The organism is Palleniella intestinalis, from assembly GCF_013166595.1.
Lineage (GTDB): Bacteria > Bacteroidota > Bacteroidia > Bacteroidales > Bacteroidaceae > Prevotella > Prevotella intestinalis.
Genome location: NZ_JABKKG010000003.1, coordinates 68,794 through 90,917 on the forward strand (window position 1 = coordinate 68,794; position 22,124 = coordinate 90,917).

The 22,124-nt window shown below is 46.9% G+C and carries 16 protein-coding genes and 1 other RNA gene; 10 read left to right on the forward strand and 7 right to left on the reverse strand.

Translation table 11 applies throughout. The features are described 5' to 3' along the window. The first annotated feature begins 336 nt into the window (after nt 1–336). The 6 genes from HPS57_RS04965 to HPS57_RS04990 all read left to right on the forward strand — a co-directional run bounded on the left by HPS57_RS04965 (nt 337) and on the right by HPS57_RS04990 (nt 7,988). Nucleotides 337–1,743: a hypothetical protein gene (locus HPS57_RS04965; RefSeq protein WP_172180791.1), complete on the forward strand. Its 1,407-nt coding sequence runs from the start codon at nt 337–339 to the stop codon at nt 1,741–1,743. A 153-nt stretch (nt 1,744–1,896) separates the two neighbouring features. Then, nucleotides 1,897–2,868 carry an energy transducer TonB gene (locus HPS57_RS04970; RefSeq protein ID WP_172180793.1) on the forward strand — a complete coding sequence of 324 codons (972 nt, stop codon included), beginning with the start codon at nt 1,897–1,899 and terminating at the stop codon, nt 2,866–2,868. 7 nt (nt 2,869–2,875) lie between these two features. Further along, on the forward strand, nt 2,876–4,351 hold the full coding sequence (locus HPS57_RS04975) for a hypothetical protein (RefSeq protein WP_172180795.1): 1,476 nt from the start codon (nt 2,876–2,878) through the stop codon (nt 4,349–4,351). A gap of 384 nt (nt 4,352–4,735) precedes the next feature. Further along, nucleotides 4,736–7,195 carry a TonB-dependent receptor gene (locus tag HPS57_RS04980; RefSeq protein WP_172180797.1) on the forward strand — a complete coding sequence of 820 codons (2,460 nt, stop codon included), beginning with the start codon at nt 4,736–4,738 and terminating at the stop codon, nt 7,193–7,195. 168 nt (nt 7,196–7,363) lie between these two features. After that, on the forward strand, nt 7,364–7,711 hold the full coding sequence (locus tag HPS57_RS04985) for a type II toxin-antitoxin system RelE/ParE family toxin (protein ID WP_172180799.1): 348 nt from the start codon (nt 7,364–7,366) through the stop codon (nt 7,709–7,711). Continuing rightward, on the forward strand, nt 7,677–7,988 hold the full coding sequence (locus tag HPS57_RS04990; RefSeq protein ID WP_172180801.1) for a helix-turn-helix transcriptional regulator: 312 nt from the start codon (nt 7,677–7,679) through the stop codon (nt 7,986–7,988). Before HPS57_RS04985 ends, HPS57_RS04990 begins: the two co-directional genes overlap by 35 nt. Nucleotides 7,989–8,150: 162 nt before the next feature. On the opposite strand, the gene HPS57_RS04995 is transcribed toward HPS57_RS04990, so the two are convergent. The 4 genes from HPS57_RS04995 to HPS57_RS05010 form a co-directional block, all read right to left on the reverse strand. After that, the gene (locus HPS57_RS04995; RefSeq protein WP_172180803.1) at nt 8,151–9,326 is read right to left on the reverse strand and encodes a zinc ribbon domain-containing protein; all 1,176 of its coding nucleotides are present in this window, start codon (nt 9,324–9,326) and stop codon (nt 8,151–8,153) included. A gap of 24 nt (nt 9,327–9,350) precedes the next feature. Then, complete coding sequence (locus tag HPS57_RS05000; RefSeq protein ID WP_172181396.1) at nt 9,351–9,989, reverse strand: glycoside hydrolase family 25 protein; 639 nt, start codon at nt 9,987–9,989, stop codon at nt 9,351–9,353. A gap of 275 nt (nt 9,990–10,264) precedes the next feature. Beyond that, nucleotides 10,265–12,043: a glycoside hydrolase family 25 protein gene (locus HPS57_RS05005; RefSeq protein WP_172180805.1), complete on the reverse strand. Its 1,779-nt coding sequence runs from the start codon at nt 12,041–12,043 to the stop codon at nt 10,265–10,267. A gap of 128 nt (nt 12,044–12,171) precedes the next feature. Continuing rightward, a complete protein-coding gene (locus tag HPS57_RS05010) occupies nt 12,172–12,423 on the reverse strand; it encodes a type B 50S ribosomal protein L31 (protein ID WP_135939161.1) in 252 nt (83 codons plus the stop codon). A 240-nt stretch (nt 12,424–12,663) separates the two neighbouring features. On the opposite strand from HPS57_RS05010, the gene udk reads away from it, so the two are divergent. Together udk and HPS57_RS05020 are read left to right on the forward strand one after the other, a co-directional pair. Next, on the forward strand, nt 12,664–13,281 hold the full coding sequence (gene udk / locus HPS57_RS05015; RefSeq protein ID WP_172180807.1) for a uridine kinase: 618 nt from the start codon (nt 12,664–12,666) through the stop codon (nt 13,279–13,281). A gap of 253 nt (nt 13,282–13,534) precedes the next feature. Continuing rightward, nucleotides 13,535–14,698, forward strand: a complete 1,164-nt coding sequence (locus HPS57_RS05020) for a carboxynorspermidine decarboxylase (RefSeq protein WP_172180809.1) — start codon at nt 13,535–13,537, stop codon at nt 14,696–14,698. A 75-nt stretch (nt 14,699–14,773) separates the two neighbouring features. Here the strand turns inward: HPS57_RS05020 and HPS57_RS05025 are convergent, their stop codons facing one another. From HPS57_RS05025 to HPS57_RS05035, 3 genes are all read right to left on the reverse strand, one after another. Further along, entirely contained in the window at nt 14,774–15,520 is a 747-nt protein-coding gene (locus HPS57_RS05025) for a DUF3307 domain-containing protein (RefSeq protein ID WP_172180811.1), read from the reverse strand. Beyond that, on the reverse strand, nt 15,501–16,163 hold the full coding sequence (locus HPS57_RS05030; protein WP_172180813.1) for a hypothetical protein: 663 nt from the start codon (nt 16,161–16,163) through the stop codon (nt 15,501–15,503). Before HPS57_RS05030 ends, HPS57_RS05025 begins: the two co-directional genes overlap by 20 nt. A gap of 262 nt (nt 16,164–16,425) precedes the next feature. Further along, entirely contained in the window at nt 16,426–17,688 is a 1,263-nt protein-coding gene (locus tag HPS57_RS05035) for a saccharopine dehydrogenase family protein (protein WP_172180815.1), read from the reverse strand. A 165-nt stretch (nt 17,689–17,853) separates the two neighbouring features. Here HPS57_RS05035 and ssrA point away from each other — a divergent pair. Both ssrA and HPS57_RS05045 read left to right on the forward strand, forming a co-directional pair. After that, nucleotides 17,854–18,253: a transfer-messenger RNA gene (gene ssrA / locus HPS57_RS05040) on the forward strand. 335 nt (nt 18,254–18,588) lie between these two features. Beyond that, on the forward strand, nt 18,589–22,119 hold the full coding sequence (locus HPS57_RS05045; protein WP_172180817.1) for a hypothetical protein: 3,531 nt from the start codon (nt 18,589–18,591) through the stop codon (nt 22,117–22,119). Nucleotides 22,120–22,124: the final 5 nt, after the last annotated feature.

Genomic DNA, 22,124 nt, shown 5'->3' on the forward strand with positions numbered 1-22,124 from the left:
AAGAAACAGACATAAAAGAACGATGAACGCAACAATGGAAAAGGCTGCACCATGAGTGTGGCGTTCCGTAGAAAAACAGAAAAGCGTTTCCAGTTCATACATTTTACATAAAAAAATAGAGCTTTCGCTCTTGTTCTCTGACTCTGAATACCGCCAAACATTCAACATATGAGAACAAGCAGATGGAAGGTTCACGCTCCATGGGCGTGAGCCGTTCTGTGCTTGTTATATGTGCAGGTCACTTGGCGGTAACCTTGAGTCAGACAAGCCGATGAACGGTTACACGCCTTTTTTGTGTCTATCAATTAACAACGTAAATCAAACAAAAAATGTAAAATGATGAACCAATTGTCATCTAACAGTGCGGCATGGCGCTCTTCAACCTCCATGATTTTCTGGGGCGTACTCGCCCTGACTGTTTTCGGCTGCGCCGCTTCCTTTTGTGGATTCTTCTTTAGTATTATCGATACTGCGAAAGGATATCTTGACAGCCTGTCTGACGTAGCCGCCTCTTTCGGAGACCAATCTCATGCTGAAGGTTTCTTTAAGTTTTATGCAGTGCATGGCAGGCTTTCATTCTGTACCCGTATATTTGAAGTGCTGGCCATAGGTGGTTGGGTTGCCTATGTCTTAGGACTTTCCAAATTCCGGGATACACAGTCGACAGAAAAAGGACGCTGGCTGACAGGAAGCCTCTATTCAGCTTGCTGGATAGGACTTGCCGGCATGGCATGTACGTTTATCGGCAGTTTCCTCGGCATGTTTGGCTTATTGTTCCGCTTTGTGGGTTGGGTGCTTAACCTTATCTCCTTGTTTAAGTTCCGTGGGGCATTCAATCACCTGTGCATTGAAGAAACTTGGAACAGTCTGGCACAGCGGGGAGCCGGAAATCTTCGTGCCTCGTACATATTCGGAATTATCCTTGCCTTCTATCCCATCATAGTATTCCTGACAGTATTGTTTATCGGCTTGGGTTCCATCAGCAATTTCTCCAATATCGTAAGTAGTTTTGCCGGTGACGGAATGGATGCCATTGCTTCACTGATTGGCGGCTCCATAGCGATATTCGCTCTCTTGGCATTGGCGGCGATTGTCTTCTGGATTTGTCAGGTCTGCTACCTTATTAGCGGCTGGTGCAAGATCAACAATGGTTCGCTTGCCGGTGCTGATGAAGACGAATATTGGTCGGATAACAGTACAATCATGACTCTGTGCTCAATCCTTGCCACAATTGTTCTCATTGGACTTGCTTCATGGTTTTGCATTTCACCGATTACACATAAAGGTGCAACATACACAATCGGAAAGAATAATGTTGAAGATGTGCGTCCCTCAGAAGAGACGATGTTCTCAGAAGATAATGACGAACCTGCCTCAACGTATTCCAAAACGGAAGAAACGTCAACCGCAATAGAGGAAGCAGAGACCCAAGATGAGTCGGAAGGTAATGAGTACACTGATAATTACAAAGGTACAATCGATGGAAAACATGCCATAGAGATGACTCTTACCACAGACGGAAGTGCATATTACAGCGGCGAATATTTCTATACCAAAAAGAAACAGCCAATCCAACTGCGTGGTCAACTTACTGACGACTATGAGCATCTTGTCCTTGAAGAATATGTAGGCATGAACATGACCGGAAAATTTGAAGGCACTCTCACTCGAAATGGCTATTATGGCACATGGACAAGTGCTGATGGTGAAAACAGCTATCCATTCTCAGTAACTAAAAAGTAACAGACCATGAAGCATTTCTTATTGCTATTGACGGCTACAACATGTTTCCTTTCGACCGTTGCCCAAGTGCGTATACCATTCGACGTTTCACTGCCGAGGTGGAAAGCACTTGTAACCCCGACAATGGAAGGACAACTTTTCAGAACTTCCGATATGCAATCTGACATTCTGATTTGCATTGCCGGACCAGAGTATGATGAATATGAATGGCGCAGACAGTCTTCCCAACCTCTTAATGAAGGCGAAACCGGCATGGTTATCACTCCCGGAACTGTTTTGCCTGTAAAATCCGAGGGGCATGGTTTGATGACAGAAGTGGAATTCTCCACCTATGCTTCCGGAATTTACAATGGATACACTCAGTCTTTTGGCCTTAAAGAAGTAGAGGCTATGCCTGTAACAATTAAGGATTTGGAAGAGTGCACCTATGTCGTTTGTGTTCCTGATGCAGATGGAAATATAACTGTGATTCTTGAACGTGGGACGGAGGAGCATGTAGGTTGGGCAGATACTTTCTATATCGGAATGCTCAAGGAAGGATATGTCGTTTTCCCGTACACCTGTACTGTTGAGCGCAATTCCGATTCAAGCCATTCCGGAATCCTTAACGGAAAGCTTGGTTACGACATAGACCTTTCAAAATTCACCTTTAGGGATGTCGAATACATCCTTAAGCATGCAGAGCCTATTGAAGACAACATCTATGCTGTAATGTTTTCATACAATACAAGTGAAGGCAGAAGCATACAGTGGCTTGAAACTCGTCTGGTAGGTGATGAAACCGGTACTTCTGTTTCCGTCGACGACAATCAGATATACACGCAGGTAGAGCAAGAACCCACTTATCCCGGCGGTTCGGCTGCTCTTCTTGCATGCATATCAAAGAACATTCGCTATCCGCTGGTTGCAGCAGAAAGCAACATTCAGGGGAAAGTCGTGGTGAAATTCATCGTTGAGAAAGATGGTTCAATCACTAATGTGGAAGTGGTTAAGCCGGTTGATTGCAGTCTCGACCGCGAAGCTGTGCGGGTAGTAAAGGCATTAGGAAAGATGTCTTCTCCGGGCAAGGTAAACGGTCGTGCTGTAAGGTCGTATTATTCAGTCCCTGTAAATTTCAAATTGTAAAGCTACTATGAAAAATTATATCAAATTTATTGCATTGGCATTAAGCCTTAGCGTGGTTTCCTGTGCTCCTCAACGCACAGGCTCTTCTTCTGATGAAACAAAGGTAGAACAGGTGTTCCCACCTATCGGACTATATTATGGTATGCCTACTGCAATGTTCGGCAGTACTCCTGATTATGAGATAAAACCGTCGAATTTGCCTGACTATGTAACCTATCCCAATGACCTCGCAAAGATGGGATTGCGCGGAAAAGTCAAGTCAGTCAGAGAGAAAGTCAGTACTTTTTCATGGACCTACACCTTTAATACGGCAGGGAATCTGACGGACTACCAATTTCGCATGGACTCTCAAGGAAGATATGGCGAAGGAGCAAAGGCGGAGTATAATGAAGCCGGAGAGCTGACCCTTCTTGGGCGCAATTTCCGAGGTCAAAGTCCAAACAGCCACTCTTATAGCTACAAGAAAGGAAAACTCGCCCGCCGTTCATCGTCACGTGGCGAACGCCTGTACTGCTATCATGACAGTATGGATGTCCTGGTTCCCGACAGCATAGTGACCAATGGCCTGACACCATACCTTAATATCAAGTTCATCCAACGAGACGACATGATACTTGTCGGGCGGATGACCCATAAACGGCCATCACTGCCGGGGAATCTTTCGGCAGACAAAGCCGAAAGCGTGATGGAATACGCACCCGACGGACAACTTAAGGCTATCCGCACCATGTATCGCGGTGTGAAAGGGTATAGGGCATCTGTGCTCTACGGACTGACAGAGTACACTTACAATGAGCAAGGAGATGTGGCAAAGAAGGAGTTTTGCCTCTTTACAGACAAAGCTCCTCTTACGGATGAGACATTGCTTTCCACGGCCGTACACCATAGTATTGACACCTTTGAATACCGGTATGATGGACAAGGTAATTGGATATCCATAACAATGGGCTCGGAACCCAAGTCTGCAGGTTCCATAGATTTCAACACAATGTCACGAACCATTGATTATTATTCAGAAGAAGAGCTTCAGGCAATAGGGAAGGAAAAGAAGGACCTTGAAGAAAAGCCTTTCGTGGGAATGTGGACTTTTAGCAAGACGGAAGACATGGGAGAGGGTGACAAGTATAAATATCGTGGTACAATTGCGTTGAATCTCTATGAAAAGTTCATGCCGGACGGCGGTGAAGAGCCACAATGGGGCATTGTGTATTCGGGAATGAGCAATACCTTGGGAGCAAACCGCAATGGCTCTTACAACATCACAGACTTCAAAATTGATGGAAATACAATCAAAATCAACTTGGAAGAGATGTTCTCCGGTGCGAAATATTCTGCAAAACTGAAATACAATCCGGCAGACAAGTCGATAACCATGACTGATGTTTTGGAAACGTATGGAGGCGATGAGAGTATGGCCGGCTTTATAGAAATTCCCCAATCGGTAAAATATTCATTTATAGGGCGTAAAACCTCTTCCAAATAATACGCTTTTTTGTTTTTATGAAGTGTAACCTTTTGCATTGTGAAAGGTTACCTTCCGCCGGAGTGGTTTAAAAAGAAAAAAGCGACTACCTTCACAGGCTATCGCTCTTACCTTCAATAGGTACTAGTTTAAGGTAAAAAGATTGTTTTCAGGATAACGATTGCAAAGATATTGCATTTTCTTGATTTATGCAAATTTTTCTTGCGCTTTTTTACAGTGTAATTTGCTGTTAACGCGCACATTAACAATACTTAACTTAAAAAGGCAGTAGAATTCAATATATATATGTTTGATTTCTGCTTTTTGATGAAAAATGGATTCTTGTGTGATAATAAACTTATCCGATAGCAATAAAATGCCACTTTTGTACGTTATTTTACTGTAATGAGACGAATAATATACATAATTATATCTATTGTCTGCTGTTTTCACTCTGTCATGGCAGAGGCACAGACACATCCTGAGGGTGGGAACACGTTCACACTCTCGGGCAGGGTCACAGACGAGAACCAGGATCCACTGGAGCTTGCGACAGTGACCATACTGCCACAGATGAAGGTGGCATTCACGAATCTAAAGGGCAACTACTCGCTCAGTGGTGTTTCCGCTGACAGTGTGGTGGTGCGCTTCTCCATGGTGGGCTACAAGACAAAGACGCGTGTCTTGCGCCGTCCGAAGGGAAAACTTACCCTGCAGGTGCAGATGTTTGCCGACAATCAGATAGGAGAGGTGGTAGTCACGGAGAAAAGGCGTCAGACAGGTTCGACGGAAATGCTTGACAAAGAGGACCTGAAGACAGTGCAGAGGTCGGCTTCCATAACGGGAAATGCCGTGGAGGACATGATTCAGACGCAGGCAGGAGTGTCAACCCATTCGGAATTGTCCTCGCAGTACAATGTCCGTGGTGGCGCTTTTGACGAGAATTCCGTATATATAAATAATGTGGAGGTCTATCGTCCTTTCCTTGTGCGGAACGGCCAGCAGGAGGGACTGTCGGTCATCAATCCCGACATGGTGGAGTCTGTGGGATTCTCTACTGGCGGTTACGAGGCGAAATATGGCGACAAGATGTCCTCTGCTTTGGACATAAAGTACCGTCGTCCAGAGAAATTCGAGGCAAACGTTATGGCATCGCTCCTCGGTGCGAGTGGTTTTGTGGGCTTTTCGACAAAGAAATTCTCATGGAGCAATGGCTTAAGGTACAAGCGCACAAGCAGCCTTCTCGGAAAGATGGACACAAAGGGCGAGTACGACCCTTCTTTCCTTGACTACCAGACGTATATGGTCTATTCGCCGAACAAGCGTTGGGACATCAGTTTATTGGGCAATATTTCGGAGAACCACTATAACTTCACACCGGAAAACCGTGAGACAACTTTCGGCACTCAGGACAATGTAAAGTCCCTGCGCATATATTTCGACGGTCAGGAGAAGGACCTTTTCCGCACGTTCTTCGGCACTTTGGGCATCACACGCAAGTTCACTGAGAAGACGAAGCTGTCGCTTATGGGCTCCGCTTTCTCTACAAAGGAGCAGGAAACGTATGACATTCAGGGGCAATATTGGCTTGACCAGACTGAGACATCGGAGAATCTTGGTGTCGGAACCTACTTTGAGCATACGCGCAACTACCTCAAAGCAAGGGTGCTGAGTGCCAAACTGATGTTTGAACATAAATCGCGCAAGCATGAATTCCTTGCAGGGCTTACTCTGAAAAAAGAGCATATAGAGGAGAAATCGCGTGAATATGAGTATCGCGACTCGTCGGGATACTCTGTCCCTCATACGGGGCAGGACCTTCACATGATATACACGCTCTCGGCAAACAATGTCCTCGATGCGACGCGTGTTGAGGCTTTCATGCAGGACAGTTACCGTTTCACTTCCGGAGGTTGGGACGCAGAGAAGAATGAGCGTGACGAAAACCGCATGACGCTTTACACTTTGAATTACGGTGTGCGCTTCGCCAACTGGTCGTTCAACAAGGAGAGCATTGTTTCTCCCCGTGTGTCACTCTCCATTGTGCCGGGAAAGAACCATGATGTGACATACCGCTTTGCTGCGGGGCTGTACTATCAGGCGCCGTTCTATAAGGAGCTGCGTGACACATCGACAGTGGACGGTGTGACAACGGCGTTGCTTAACGAAAACATCAAGTCGCAACGCTCCATTCATCTTATAGCTGCCTATGACCGCCGTTTCCGTGTTTCGGAGAAGAGATACAGGTTTTCTGCCGAGCTTTACTATAAGGCTCTGTCGAACATCGTCCCTTACTCCGTGTCCAACGTGAAGGTTGTGTACTATGGAACGAATGAGGCATCGGGACATATTGCAGGCTTGGACCTCAAACTCTATGGCGAGTTTGTGCCCGGGACAGACTCATGGCTGTCGTTCTCGGTAATGAATACAGGCATGAAACTGCATGGAAAGTCAGTGCCTTTGCCTACCGACCAGCGTTATGCCGTAAACCTTTTCTTCACGGATTATTTCCCCGGTACGCAGCGTCTTAAGATGGCGTTGAAGTTAGCCTTTGCCGACGGTCTCCCGTTTGCCGCCCCTCACCGTGGCGTTGAGGACAATAATTTCCGTGCTCCGGCATATAAGCGTGCGGACATCGGCATGAGCTACCGCCTGTATGACAATGAGCGGAAGGACGGAAAGGGAAAGCGTGACAAGAAGAAGGCGTTCCGCAACATCTGGCTTGGTGTGGATTGCCTGAACCTTTTCGGCATTAACAATGTCAATTCCTACTATTGGGTGACGGATGTGTCCAACAATCAGTATGCTGTCCCTAACTATCTGACCGGTCGTCAGATTAATGCCAAGGTGCAGTTTGAGTTCTGAAAATGTCACTTTTGGTAAGTTTCCCACAATTTATACATGATTATGACCATATAGGTTGCTCATGTTATAAATTGTGGGAAATTGTATTATACCAATTATTTTTGTGGTGAATTCATTTTTATGGCGTAAAAGTTTCAATATATGAAAACTTTTATATAACTTTGCGCAATGGAAAGAATGATAATCACATATGGTGGATATTTTGAGCAGTTCATGTCCGAATTGGACAGGAAGACTCAGGAGAAAGTGCACTATGGACTTCTGTTGCTTAAGACTCAGGATAGGCTGACAACAAAGTTCGTAAAGCATATTAGGGAAGGAGTCTTTGAGCTGAGGACAATGTATAACAGCAATATCTATCGTGTGTTTTTTATCTTTGACGGAGACAGGATAGTTGTGCTGTTCAACGGCTTCCATAAGAAGACTCAAAAGACTCCTGACAGTGAAATCGAAAAAGCAATAAAAATAAAGAATGAGTATTATGCAGACAAACGATCATCAGATAAGAAACTATGACTTGGTGCTTGATTCCAAGTTTGGAAAGCATGGTTCTGTTGAAAGGGAAAGTGCGCTTGATGAAGCACGTGCTTTCTATACGGGACAGCTCCTTCATGATGCACGGAAGGAAGTCAAAATGACGCAATCGCAACTTGCTGAGAAAGTCAATGTGACAAAATCTTATATCTCGCGTGTTGAGAATGGGGGAGTGATTCCGAGTGTCAGCATGTTCTATCGTATCATTGATGCTCTTGGGATGAGAATAGAACTTGTGAGAACCGTTGCATCTTTATGATATGGTTCTTTATGCCGGATTAGGCAGGCGGTAAACAATGGAATGTTTATAACAGACACATGGGGCTATGTCAATATTTCATGACATAGCCCCATATATTTGTATTATGTTGTGGTTGTTGGGAGCTGCCTTGTAGTTCCCGTTTTATGGCACTTTGTGGTGTCAGTTAAGTTTCGTGAGGTTGAAACCTGAGATTTTTCCGTCGTTGCTTACCATTGCCGATACGCGGTAATCAGACTTTGTGACAGAGCCGTTGCGTTCAACATCCTGCGTGGCGGAGAAGGAAACGCTGTACTCATATTCGTTCTCGGCAATCTCACGCTTCTCGATTTTGTACGACTGCGGGTCTATCCGCCATACCATGTTGTCCACATCATCCTTGTAGATTTTGCGCATGAAGGTGACAACATCCTGCGCTGTGGCGTTCGATTTGCCAAGGAATGAGTCGATAACCATGCCAACTGTCGCTGTAAGGCGTGACTCATCCTTTGAGTTTATGCTTTGGAAGAACTGGCGGAAAAGAGAGGTGACCATCTCTTTCTCGTCGGAGTGCACCATGGTGCTGAGGATTTTGGACAGCATGACATTAGCCTCGTCAATGAATCTGCCGTCAGGATGCTGCACGGTGTATTCTTTCAGTTCATCCTCAGAGTTGCTTTTCTTTGCTGCCACCCAATCGAGTGAGTCCAGTCTGACCAATGCCTCCTGCCTGTGGACGGACTCCGGATGAGTGTCAAGGTAGGCTTGCAGTTTTTGGCGAGAGTTGCTCAGTATGGCGTTGTTCCACTCTTCATCTCCTTTTTGCAGAGCGATGAGGTGCGCTTCTATGGAATCACGGTGCGCTTCCGGCGCGTCATTGTAGCGCAGGAGATAGTTCTGCAGCACTTCCGGGTCTTTGGAACGCATGGCAAACTCATAGTCCTCCTCTTCCTTTGTGCTTTGTGCCTGGCTGTAGAAATAGAACAGTCCCAGGCAGATCACTGTCGCAAAGACAAAAGCGATGGCAAGAGTCTTTCCGCCTTTCTTGGGCTCTTGCTTGTCGTTTGTGCCGGAATCGTGAGTTTCGGCGTGTTGCACAGCGTTGTTGCTTGTGGTGGTTTGCGTTGCAGGAACAGTGCTTGCAGCATCCGCAGTGACATGAGGTGCAACAGCGTTTGTGTTGTTTTTCGGCGCGTCTTTTGGCGCATGACAGTTCGGGCAGATGCCATCAGCTGTGAAATAAAGGTGTCCGCAATGGTGGCAGTGTGTCACTTTCCCAGCTATTTCGACACCACAGGACGGACATGTCGGGGCTTTGTCGCTCACTTGCCGTCCGCATTCGGGACATTTTATAATCATGTTTCTTTTGTTAATTGTTGGTTTTTATTTCTTGTGTTTGTACCTTATCTCCTTCAGTTTGTGCCTCCTCATGAAGCGCGATTTGTCAACATATCCTTTTATTCCTTTTATATGCCCCTTTCCGGTGTATTGCCAAAGGGTGTAGTCCAAGTCGTCTTTCAGTTTCGGTTCATGCTGAGTGTACTGCGCAATCATGACCTTGTAGCCGTCAAGTTTCCCCAACAGATATTTGTCATAGAAGTTTGCGCCGGTGTAGAGGAGAGGTTTCTGCTTGTAATATTTCTCGACAAGGTCAAGGAATTTGAACAGAGAGTCGCAGAAAGCCTGTGTCTGCAAGCCGTTTGTCACCTCGATGTCAATCATAGGCACAAGGTCTTGTTCATGCGGGCGGCATTGTGTCGTGAAGTTTTTCAGCTGCTTTTGCTGTGGTGTCTTTGGACGATAGAAATGGTAAGAGCCTACCGCCAGCCCGTTTTTGTGAGCTGTCTTGAGGTTGTTCTCATATTTTGGGTCTATGCGGTCGCCACCCTCTGTCGCCTTGATATAGACATACGCCATATTGGAGTTCTCCGCTATGGTTTCCCAAAACACATTCCCCTGGTAGTGGCTGATGTCGATGCCATGGATATGGTTGCATGTATCCTCGCATTCCACGCCTGCCATGTTTGGGTCAATAGCCTTCTTTACCCTCTTCCTTGTCGGCAGGTCGTCATCAAACCCTTCAGGGAGGATGAGCCCTGTCGGCAGTTTTTCCACTTTGGCAGCTCTGTCGCGCACAGCCTTTATGGCAGGAATATCCTGCGCCTGCACAGTCATTGCCGTTAGCGAAATCAATGTGCAGACGAGGGAAAATACAATGTTTTTCAGGATTATGGTGTTCATACTCTTTGCAAAATTACTATATCGTGGGCGAAAAACAAAATAAATTAATAATTATTTTATTTTTGTCCGGAAAAGGTTTTGTGGAATGCCGTGGCATAGCCGTTGAAGATGTTTATGTCCACAGGTGTCTTTATGCCTGCCACCCTGCCGTCAGGACTGAGCTGCCAGAACACAAGATGCACGTCAGGCTTGTACTCTCCGTAGCGTGCAATCCAGATGTTGTAGTTCTTTTTTATATACCCTGCATCGGTCTTTGTGTCAGTCTCGCTGAGATGCTTGTTTATGAACGACTGGCTGACATAAAGGATAGGGCGCACGCCCCACTGCTTTTCCACAGCCTCCAGCCACAGCCTTGCCCTTGCAAGGAGCACTTTCTCGCCTCCGGCCGCCCGTATCTGTGCCTCCGACGGTTCAAGGTCAAGCACGGGAGGGAGGTCGCCATGGCTGTAACGGCTGTTCTTTATGAAGTATGCAGCCTGTGCCTGAGCACCGCTTTTTGTGGAGAAAAAGTGGTAAGAGCCGACTTTGTACCCATGCTTGCGTGCCTGTGCGTAGTCGTCCCTGTAATAGGTGTTTTGGATGGATATGCCCTCAGTGCTTTTGATGTACACGAAAGAAATCGGGAAATCGACAGTTCCGTTGACCTTTTTCTTTGACAATGTGCCAAGGGAAGTTATGCGCAGCCTGTCCCATTGTATAGGGTAGACAACCTTTTGGCGCACCCTTATCCTGCGCCATTGCTTTCCCCTTCTTACTTTCTTGACAACAGTGCGGTAGCCTTTCCTGCCCGGCAACTCATGCTGCCAGCGCGAAATGTCGATGCCATAGACATGGTTTGCAGAGTAGACCGGCTGCTCACCCTTGAACTTTCCGTTCTCCCATTTGCCGGCGCGGACACGGTTGTCGAAGCCGATGCCGAAGCCATGGCGCGCTTTCAGTGAGTCACTGTACTCCCCTTCGTAGTATCCGCCGCCTTTGTAGTGTATCGCCACCAAGTTCTGCCCTTTCTGCTGCATGCGGCAGATTATTGTGTCGGCGGGTGCAGACAGGGCTTTTGACGGGACATCTCCATACCCTATGCTGTCCGCTCCAAGATAGACCGGGCGGAAACCGTCACTGCCGAACTGCCTGATGAAGAGCCTTAGCGCGTCATCTTTAGCCCCGAACGCCTTGTAGCCCTTGCGTAAGGTGAAGCGCTCTTCTGCCTTGAACCGCTCTTTCCCTGCGACTATGCAGTACGCCGATTGCCTTTCCGTATGGAAAGACTTGGCTTTCTGCAGTTTGCGTATGCTTGCCATAAGCGCAGAGATAGAGTCCTGCCTGTGCAAAACCCTCTCCCTGTGGCGTATGACGACATCAAACCCCTCGTCCTGCATATCGTGCGAGTGCATGTAATAGTCTATTTCCGACAGCCGGTTGCAGTAGTTTCGCTGCAAGGCGGTCAGTGCTGCGAGCTTGTTTCTTAGGAGTTCAGGGACAGCATCCTCGGCAATCATGACCTGAGGCTGTTCCTCGGCACTGTCGGTGCGGCACGCCACAAGTCCGAAACATGACGGCAGCCATAGCCTGTTGACCCAGGAAGCAGGGCGCACGCGGGTTATGCGGCGCAGGAAAAGCGAGTCCTTCACCGTTGCAATGAGTGTGTCTTTGCCGGGGTAGGTGAAGAGCAGGAGCGAGTCTGTGCCTTCTCCGTCCGTTAGCAGCTGGTACTGCTGCTCCTCAACGGTGACCGCTGTCTGTGAGACAGGTGAGCCATAGTATATGCGTGACACTGCCGCAGCGACGGCGACAATCGTTGCTATGGCTATGTATATGTGTTTGTGTGATATTCTCATGTATACGACGAAAAAACGAGACATCCAAGGCTTTCACCTTGAGTGTCTCGCTTTGGTTGTAGCACCTTCACGAATCTGCAACTGCATGGAGGGCAAACGACCATATATATTAATATGGTGGAATCTTCTTACTTCTTCAGTTTCGCGTAGCGGCTCATGAAGCGATCGACACGACCTGCTGTATCGACAAGCTTGCTCTTGCCTGTGTAGAATGGGTGAGAGGTGCTTGAGATTTCGACCTTCACTACCGGATAAGTCTCGCCTTCGAACTCGATTGTGTCGTTAGTCTTGGCTGTAGAGCGTGTGAGGAACATATCGCCGTTAGACATATCCTTGAATACGACTGGGCGGTAGTTCTCTGGGTGAATACCTTTTTTCATTTCTTTGTTCTTTTGTTTAGTTTATACGATTATTGCATAAAGCGGATGCAAAGGTACTAAGAAAAGTTGAAACAGAAAAGGGAAATGCTGAAAGCAAGTCTCTTATTAGCATATATTAACATAAATACGCCACCTCTTTTGCCTGTTTCTCGCAAAGATTTATTAATTTTGCTCACTGAAATAACCTTTTGTTGCCCATGGAAGCCACTGCGCTTGGTGGGCATCGTAAAACCCAAGACTATGACAATCATCGGAATAGCAGGAGGTACCGGTTCCGGAAAGACCTCTGTCGTGAAGAAAATCGTTGAGGCTCTGCCTCCCAACTATGTCACTGTGATACCGCAGGACTCGTACTATAATGACACAACCGGGCTTACTGACGAGGAGCGCAAGGCGATAAACTTCGACCACCCTGACGCTTTCGACTGGGAGCTCCTCATTGAGCAAATCAATGAACTTAAGGCTGGGCGTGCCATAGAGCAGCCGACTTATTCGTATCTCATAAGCAACCGCTTGCCGGAGACCATTCATGTGGAGCCGAAACCGGTGATTATCGTTGAGGGAATCATGGCACTTGTCGACAAGCGTCTGCGCGACATGATGGACCTGAAGATATATGTTGACTGTGACGCGGACATCCGTCTGCTGCGCAACATACAGCGTGACACTATTGACCGTGGGCGCACAGTGACGATGGTCATGGACCGTTACATCAAGGTGCTTAAGCCAATGCATGAGCAGTTCATAGAGCCGACAAAGCGTTTCGCCAATGTCATCATCCCTGAGGGTGCGAGCAACACGCCGGGCATTGACATTGTCTGCAAATATATCGAGCGTCTCTGCGGTGTGATAGAATAGAGTTGTAAACCCAATAATAGACATTGATTTACAGGCTGTTACAGATGACGTGGCGAAAGGTTACGATTCGTGCTGTAAAGTGTTACCTTTTGGGAGGTAAAAGATAACCTTTCGTATGGTGAAAGGTTACACTTTGTTTGCCTGCCTGTGACGGGTGCTTTTGCCTTGTGTCACGGATGTTTTTGTGAGGGATGTCGGCACGTTCTGTGGAGCGGCATTTCGGAATGATTTTTATAATAAGGATAAATTGTTTATGGATAAGATAAAAACACCATATTTCTGTATCGACACCGACCGTTTGGAGAGCAACCTCCGTGTGCTGCGCGGTGTGATGGACAGGACAGGATGCAAGATTCTGCTTGCACAGAAATGTTTCAGTTGTTACGGTCTGTACCCTTTGGTGGCGGATTTCCTGTCCGGCGCGACGGCAAGCGGCATCTTCGAGGCGCAACTGTGGCACGAAGAGGGCAGGGGAGAGAACCATGTCTTCTCGCCGGCATTCAAGGAGGAGGATATGGAGCGCATACTTGAAATCTGCGACCATATAGACTTCAATTCACCACGGCAGCTGAGCCTTTACGGCAAGCGTGCGAAGGATGCCGGACTGCAAGTGGGTCTGCGCATCAATCCGGAATGCTCCACACAGGAAGGACACGCCATTTATGACCCTTGTGCTCCGGGTTCGCGCCTCGGAACAACGCTCGCCGTGTTTGAAAGGGAGGTCGCCGGCACACCGTTGATGACGCTTCTTGACGGCATTCATTTCCATACGCTCTGCGAACAGGACAGCGACGACCTTGAAAAGACTCTCGATGCCGTGGAGGAAAAGTTCGGAAAGTATCTGCATGGCATGCGTTGGATAAACTTCGGTGGCGGACACCATATAACAAGGGGTGACTACGACATACCTCGCCTTGAGCGTTGCATCAGGCGCATGCAGGAGAAATACGGCCTTGAGGTCTATCTTGAGCCGGGCGAGGCGGTGGCTTTGAATGCCGGAACGCTCCATTCCCAAGTGCTTGAAGTGCAGGCAGAAAGCAGCGATGGCGTGCGCAACATTATCCTTGACACGTCTGCAGCCTGCCACATGCCTGACGTCATAGAGATGCCTTACACACCGCCTTTGGAGAAAGTCAAGGGTGAGCGTTACATTGCTCCTGACGCTTCGGAGGCAGAATGCCGCAAGTACCGCTTCGGAGGGCCTACCTGTCTCAGCGGCGATGTCATCGGTACGTATGACATGGGGTGTGAATTGGTTGAAGGCGATGAGGTGGTTTTCGGCGACATGGCTATCTATTCCATGGTCAAGACGAACACGTTCAACGGCATGCCGTTGCCGGACATATACATAAAAAAAGGAGAAACGCTCCGCCTTTGGAAGCGTTTCTCCTATGAAGATTTCAAGTCAAGGGTGTGAAAGGCGGAGCTTTTCGCACCCCTTTTATGTGAAGTTTGTTGAAAAGTTTGGCTGGTAGTTAAGTTCTGAGGTACTTTATGATGTCAGTAATTCCACATCAAATGTTGTAAGCCATAGTGTGGCAAATCCGATTAATATAGCAATCGTGAAGCTTAAAAATGTACCTAACAATACATACTCAGTGATTTTTATATCCTTGGCGTTGTTTAATTCTCCAAATCGAAACACTGATTTTGCCGCCAATAGAAAGCCGATGCCTTCGACATTGTCTGTGAATATGAAAGTGAGTATCAGTATTCTTTCCAAATATCCAATCCATTTTCCTGCATTTGGAAGCCCTTGCGATAATGCTTTGTCCGGCACCCATTGCTCAAATTCGATGAATGATTTGATGAAAATGGATGTTGGGGACAGAACTGCTATGAATGAAGTGGCAACGAGCCAAGAGGATAGGGAGAAATGGCTCTGTGCCATGTTGCTGTGAGCTCCTGCTTTCACAAAGAGAAACCACCATACACAAAAAATGATACTGTAATGGATAGCTTGGTCGATGATTAATGCATATAGGTTGTTTTTGCCTTTTGAAACCTTTGCAAAGTCAATAATAAAATGGCTTGCGAAAATAATGGCGGGTATAGCCCAGTTTGTTTGGTCCGCAATAAAGATATAAGACAAAAGTGCGTGTACTGCGCTATGAATGCCAAGTGCTGATACTCTTTTTTGCCAATCAGCGTCATATTTCGTGCTACACAGCCTGTCGGACTGCAATATGAAATCACCTATAAGGTGTGCAGCAATCAATTTAATCAGTATGACAGCCATATTGTTTCGTATAAATGGTTATGAGCTCTTCCGCTCTTTTTATATAGGCTATTATGAGTTCTTCTTTTGATGCTCTCAGTGATTTGTCTACCATTTGACGTGATATGCCAAGTTCTTGTGAAAGTTCGAAATGGCTTTTGGAAGTAAGAAGGCTCGATAGGATTATTTTGCTTTGGTTTTGCGTCCACGAAGAAACTATATCGTCTGCAAAAGCTGTTGCTAATTGCAATTCTTCGTTTGCATTATGCCATGGTGTGCAGACTTTAAGACGGGCTTTGTCCATTGTGTCAAGCAATCTTCCTGAAAGCCGGTAAGCCTCGCCGTCACTTGTGGATAAAGTCTCCGACTCATAATCAAGAGTGCCGATGCCTATTGCAATTCGTGCATCCAGAATGGTTTTTGCGGCTTCAAACTTATGGGAGCGAAGGTGTGCTCTTATTGCCAGTGCTGCTCTTATTGAATCTTTTGCATTGGAAATGCCAATTTGGAAACTGTCTCCCCTGAAGATTTCCATTTTGATGTCAATGGCAGGTGATAGCAACTCATGAATTTTGTCTATGGTGCTAAGCATTATGTTCCTTTCCGCCATTGACAGTTTGGTGGAATCAACAATATCTCCGGTTATGATAGCTCCGATTTTCATCAAATATCTTGAATGCTTTACACTGGTGATTCGTTTATATAGGCAACCTTTTTTGGTTGCATTTTTAAATTGCAACCTTTTTTGGTTGCATAAATAAAGAGGACTTCCTGATGTCAGGTGTGTAACAGTTTTTGTAAGCACATACCCTATTTCCTTTACTGTATACAGTTTGTCGTATGCAGCAAAGGAAACAAGGTGTGTGCTTACCGCAATGCGGTTGTATTGTTAATGCAGCTTTTTCCTGTACCTTTCAATCGTCTTTTTAGTCAACAAGGACAGGGTTCTCGTCCACCTGCCATGGGAGTCCCCACTTGTTGAGCATGTCCATGTATGGGTCCGGATCAAACTCTTCGACGGTGAATACGCCCGGTTTCTTCCACAGACCCTGCATGAGCATGGCTGTGCCAATCATTGCCGGAACGCCTGTTGTGTAGGAGATTGCCTGACTGCCGACCTCCTTGTAGCACTCCTGGTGGTCACATACGTTATAGATGTACACATGCTTCTCCTTGCCGTCCTTAACGCCGGTGAAGATACATCCGATGTTTGTCTTGCCGACAGTGCGAGGACCGAGGGACGCAGGGTCAGGGAGCAGGCGGCGGAGGAACTGTATCGGGACAATCTCCTGACCGTTGAACTCGACAGGCTCTGTGCCGAGCATGCCGACATTCTCAAGGCACTTCATGTGTGTGAGGTAGCTCTGTCCGAAGGTCATGAAGAAGCGGATGCGCTTCACGCCCGGTATGTTCTTGGCCAAAGACTCAATCTCCTCATGGTGGAGGAGGTACATGTCCTTCTCGCCTACGCCGTCAAAGTTGTAGACACGCTTGATTTCCATAGGCTCTGTCTCCACCCATTTGCCGTTCTCCCAATAAGAACCGTTGGCACTTACCTCACGGAGATTGATTTCAGGGTTGAAGTTTGTCGCGAAAGGATAGCCGTGGTCGCCGCCGTTGCAGTCAAGGATGTCAATGGTGTGGATTTCGTCAAAGTAATGCTTCAAGGCGTATGCAGTGAACACTGATGTCACTCCAGGGTCGAAACCTGTGCCGAGGATTGCGGTGAGTCCTGCCTCCTCGTAACGCTTCTTGTACGCCCACTGCCATGAGTAGTCGAAATATGCAGTGAAGCCCTTCTCCTTGCAGCGAGCCTCGTATATCTTGCGCCATTCAGGGTCGTTGGTGTCCTCGCACTCATAGTTGGCGGTGTCGACATAATGCACACCGCAGGCGAGGCATGCATCCATGATGGTCAGATCCTGATAAGGCAGGGCAAGGTTCAGCACGACGTCAGGCTTCACCTCATTGATAAGGGCTTTCAGCTCCTCAACGTTGTCCGCATCAACCTTTCTTGTGGTGATTTTCGCCTTCGTCCCCTTAGCCTCAATGGCAGCTTTCAGGTCGTCACACTTGCTCACAGTGCGTGAGGCAATACAAATCTCACCGAACACCTCGGCATTCGCCGCACACTTCTGGATTGCGACGCCAGCAACGCCGCCACATCCGATGACTAATACTTTTCCCAATTTCTGATACGTTTTCTTTTACTGAGTTTATATTGATTTTACTTCGCAAAGTTACGAGTTTTATTGTATAAATACCGTTGTTTTGCATATTTTAACTATGATTTACACCTCATTTCTTGTGAATTAGGCAAATTATGTGTACTTTTGCATCCTCAAAACAACACCGGGGCTGACTGGATTTGACAGCAAGTCGAAGTGGTGTGTAAGCATGTGGAGCGGTGGCGGTAGGCTCCTTAATCTCTGCTGTCGAATATTTATCTGGCGAAACACGTTACGCTCTCGCTGCCTAAACGAAGTACAGTAGTTTACTGGCCTAATCCCGGCACAAGGTGCTGGGACGAGACATCGCTCAGAAGCTCTTGTTCCGAAGCGTCTGGTAAAGTGGTGTAGGAAATTCGGGAATAGTCCGGAGGCTGCCTCGGCCGAAGGATGAAGCTTTAGAGGCTAAGGTGCCGGTTGGTGGTCCGGGTCTTGTCGGCACACGAAAATGAAGTCCGGAATAAACATGTAGAAAGCATATTGGTTCCTTGTGTGGACGGGAGTTCGATTCTCCCCAGCTCCACGAGAAAGGCAGATTTGGAAACTTTTCCAAGTCTGCCTTTCTCTTTTATGTCCAAATATCTCGAATAACGCTCTTTGCTGAATCATTGCTTGTTTTGTGGTTTTGCACTTTTTTTACCGTATGAATGTTAATATCTCTATAAAAAGCAGTGTTTTCTGTTAAGCTGTATTAAAAATAGGGGGGGGTGAATCCGTCAAATGGAAAATGGCTACCTTTGCATGTCTTTTTCCTGCACTGATAAGAAAAGATGCATAATCTTGAAAGAGAGCAGGGTGGGAAGTGGCTTGAAAATAGAGATAGTAAAATAATTAACTTTAGCGAGTATGAATGTAAAGTTTATGAAACCTTGTGTGTTTCTCGCCACATTGATGATGTTGGTTTGTGAAACAGCATTTGGGCAAGGGCAGGAACCCGAAGCATCGTTTGACGAGAGTAAAGTTAAGGAGGTTTTGACTCCCGGCAACCGCAGGGCATTGGTAGGCAAAGATTGTATGCTGAACAAAATCTATGGCGGCAAGGTTGATGTCATAAGTGGCATTAAGGATGTCGGAGCTCTTTGCGACACTGATTTGGAGAACTTCATGTCTTTTGAAAGTGCGGTTACGGCATCAATTGGTGCAAACCCTGTACTGTCAGTCAGAGACGTTAGCCATCATTACAGAAATACTTATGCAGGTTTCCGTGTGTCAGATGCTACTGCTGCCATAGGACTGAAATTGGGAGCGGCTGATGGCTATTACATCCAATTTTATTGCGAAGGCGAGAAAGTTGGAGAACCTGTGAAAGCCGCTCAAGGTGTATCTTCTTTTACAACATTGAATTTGGGTATTGGTGAAAATGTGGTAAACAATGCTTTCACTGATTTCTATGCAATGTCTCCGGCAGACGAGGAATTTGACGAAATCGGTTTCTTTGTCGTTGTCGGAGGAGTAAGTGCAGATGTCGCTTACCAGAAATTCAATGTGCAGTATGCGTATGTCGGTCAGACCAATGAGTTTAACCTTGTCAATGACAACTCTGAGAACAACTTGAAGGATTATGCGACTTATCTTAGGGAGAACTGCAACATTGAGACAGATCCGACAACATGGGTGGCTAAAGGTACGGAAATTCGGAGAACCATCATTTCTGAACCAAGGTATGATGAACCGGATTTGGTGTTGGCGAACGGCAAGACTGTTGTGCCGATTTCCGGTTATGAGTATAATGTTTCTGTCAAATCAGATGATGGCAATTGTTTCATTCCCGCCGGTACAGAAGTGGGGTTCGTCTATGATCAGGTGAAGGTCTTGAATTTGGGTATTGGCACATCTGTCTCATTTGTACTTTATCCTAAAGATGAAGCAAAAGAGCCTGTGACATTAAAAGTTGCAACGGATGTCCTTGAACTCAGCCTGGTGTCTGTTGGTAAGGGGCTCAAGGCCTCTGTCATAGCACCGTTTGATTGTTCTGGTTTCTCTTATAAATTTGGCGGTTTCTCACTGTTGCCGGATGTGGGTCTGCATTATGCTTTCGCTCGCGTCCCTGCTGATGTTGATGCTGAACATCATTGTCCTATAAACGCAAGTTTGGATGTGGAGGCAAGTGAGTGCGATGATAATGTTGTTTTACGTGCGAGCATGCCTGTGACATGGGAGTGTGTGTCTGCTCCAAGTGTGGAGGCTAAGGGATATTTGGTGCTTGAGCCTTTCGAAGAGTCTGTCGCTAACGATGGAAACACTGCCGTCTCTTATTGTGTGAGGGTTACAGGATTCACTGTCCATGGCAAGTATGTCTTCCGTGCTACTGCTGAAGATGGGTGCTATGAGGAGACGACTGTCAACTTCGGCACGGCAAAGCCATACAACCCAACCCCAAAGGATAATGGTGAGATTTATCTCGTCAACACAGGCGCAATGCCGGACTACAAGCTTTCCGACAAGATGGGTGGCGGCATCATATTGGGTCCTTCCACTACGGATAATCCGGATAAGATACTTACGTCAAAGCTGTCAGACTATGCTACTTTGAATGCAGGACTGGAGCTTGCCGCAAATGCGGGAATCATTGGTGTGAGGACAACTGACCAAAACAGAAACCTTGCGGAAGGCTTTAATGGAAAGTTCCGTGTCGGTCTTGTTGTATCTTCAGGAGTGAATGTGCTGAGTGCCGACGCTTTGAAGTTCATGAACATAATGCTGCTCAATGATGGTGATGAAGTGTACCGGGCTGTTGTTAAGCAGGAGAATGCCGTTGATGCCTCGCTCATTGGCACAGGCAATGAACAGAAATATCGTATCACGATAGAGGTGGATAATCCTGACATCAACTTTGACGAGGTTGTGCTGTTCAGCTCGGGTGTTCTCAGCGCGCGTTTGTCTGCACTCAAGATTTACCATGTCTTTGTCGAGTCAACAGAGTATTCTCAGTCGCAAGACCCTTATTACGGCTCTACTGTAGTGTCTGCAGCAGCAACAGGTGCAAGTTATGATTGGAGTCAGAGCGGAGAGTTCAATCTTGTTTCTATAAGTAGCGGAACTCTCGGTTGGTCAGCCCTCATTGATGACGACCTTAATACCTGCGTTGAATTGCCAACAGGGCTTAATGTGGCAGGAGCACAGTTGCTTGCTGTGAATGTGGGCAGGACTGTCAGTCCGCGTCAGCAGCTTACCGTTGTCATGGGCAATCTTGACATTGCGGGACTTCTCGGTGCCGATGTTGCCAATGTGATAAAGGCAGAGACATATTTGGATGGTGTTTTCCAAGAGGAGATAAACTCATGGCATGTCCTTGGCGCCGATGTGCTTAAGATAAAGGAGAACCACAACTATATGTCGTTCACTCCGACCACGCCATTCAATCAGGTGGTTCTGAAATTCGGCTCCGGTGCTGACGTGCTCAAGAACCAGAAGATATATGGTCTTGTCATAAGGGATGATTCCAACAATGATGGTATCCCTGATATCATTGACCCGCATCCTTATACGTGCGATGCGACGCAGGAACTTGTCCTTGACGAGAATTTTGATTTGGATAAGGCCGGAAATCAGTATGTCAATGCCAAGTTGTTCTTCCAGCGCAAGTTTGTCGCCGGCAAGTGGAACTCCCTTATTCTGCCTGTCGACCTGTCTGCGGAGCAGTTTGCCCAGGCATTCGGCGATGATGCCAAGCTGTCGGAAATTGACCGCGTGGTGGACAAGACTCATGACAACAAGAATGTCGTCATCCGGTTCAAAGATGCCAAGCCGCATGAGAATGGTCTGAAGAAGAATGTGCCTTATATCATAAACATCACGGAGGAGAAGATAAAGAATCAGCTGTCGTCATACACATCGGCTGACGCTGCTGTCAACGGGCATAACCGTACGGTGGCAACCGATGCACCGGAGTACAGCCCTTCGGAGGATTTTGGAGGCACAATCTTTGTTGTGACTTGTGACAAAGGCGTGGAGTACAACACAAGCGATGATTACCTGGACTACAATAACGGAGAAATCTCTGTGCCTGTGGAAAATGACGACAACATCAGTCAGGGCACAATAAAGACTCCTATCGTGTTCAAGGGCAGTTTCGCAAGCAAGCAGGCGTTGAAGCAAGGTGACTACATTTTCAACAATGGTGACATGTACCACTTGACAAAGGACACTCATTGGATGCGCGGTTACCGCTGCTGGTTCACTTCTGCAGAGGAGGGGAAGTCTCTGCCTGCAAAGATGACATTCACACTTGAGGACGGCATGGGCAATGTCACAGTGATTGACAGCATCGACGGAGTGGATGTCTCTGCTGGCGCTGCTGTTTACAACATCAACGGTCAGAAGGTCAACAGCAATGCTTCCCTGTACCGTGGCGTGTATATAAAGAATGGAAAGAAATTTGTTGTGAAATAATAAAT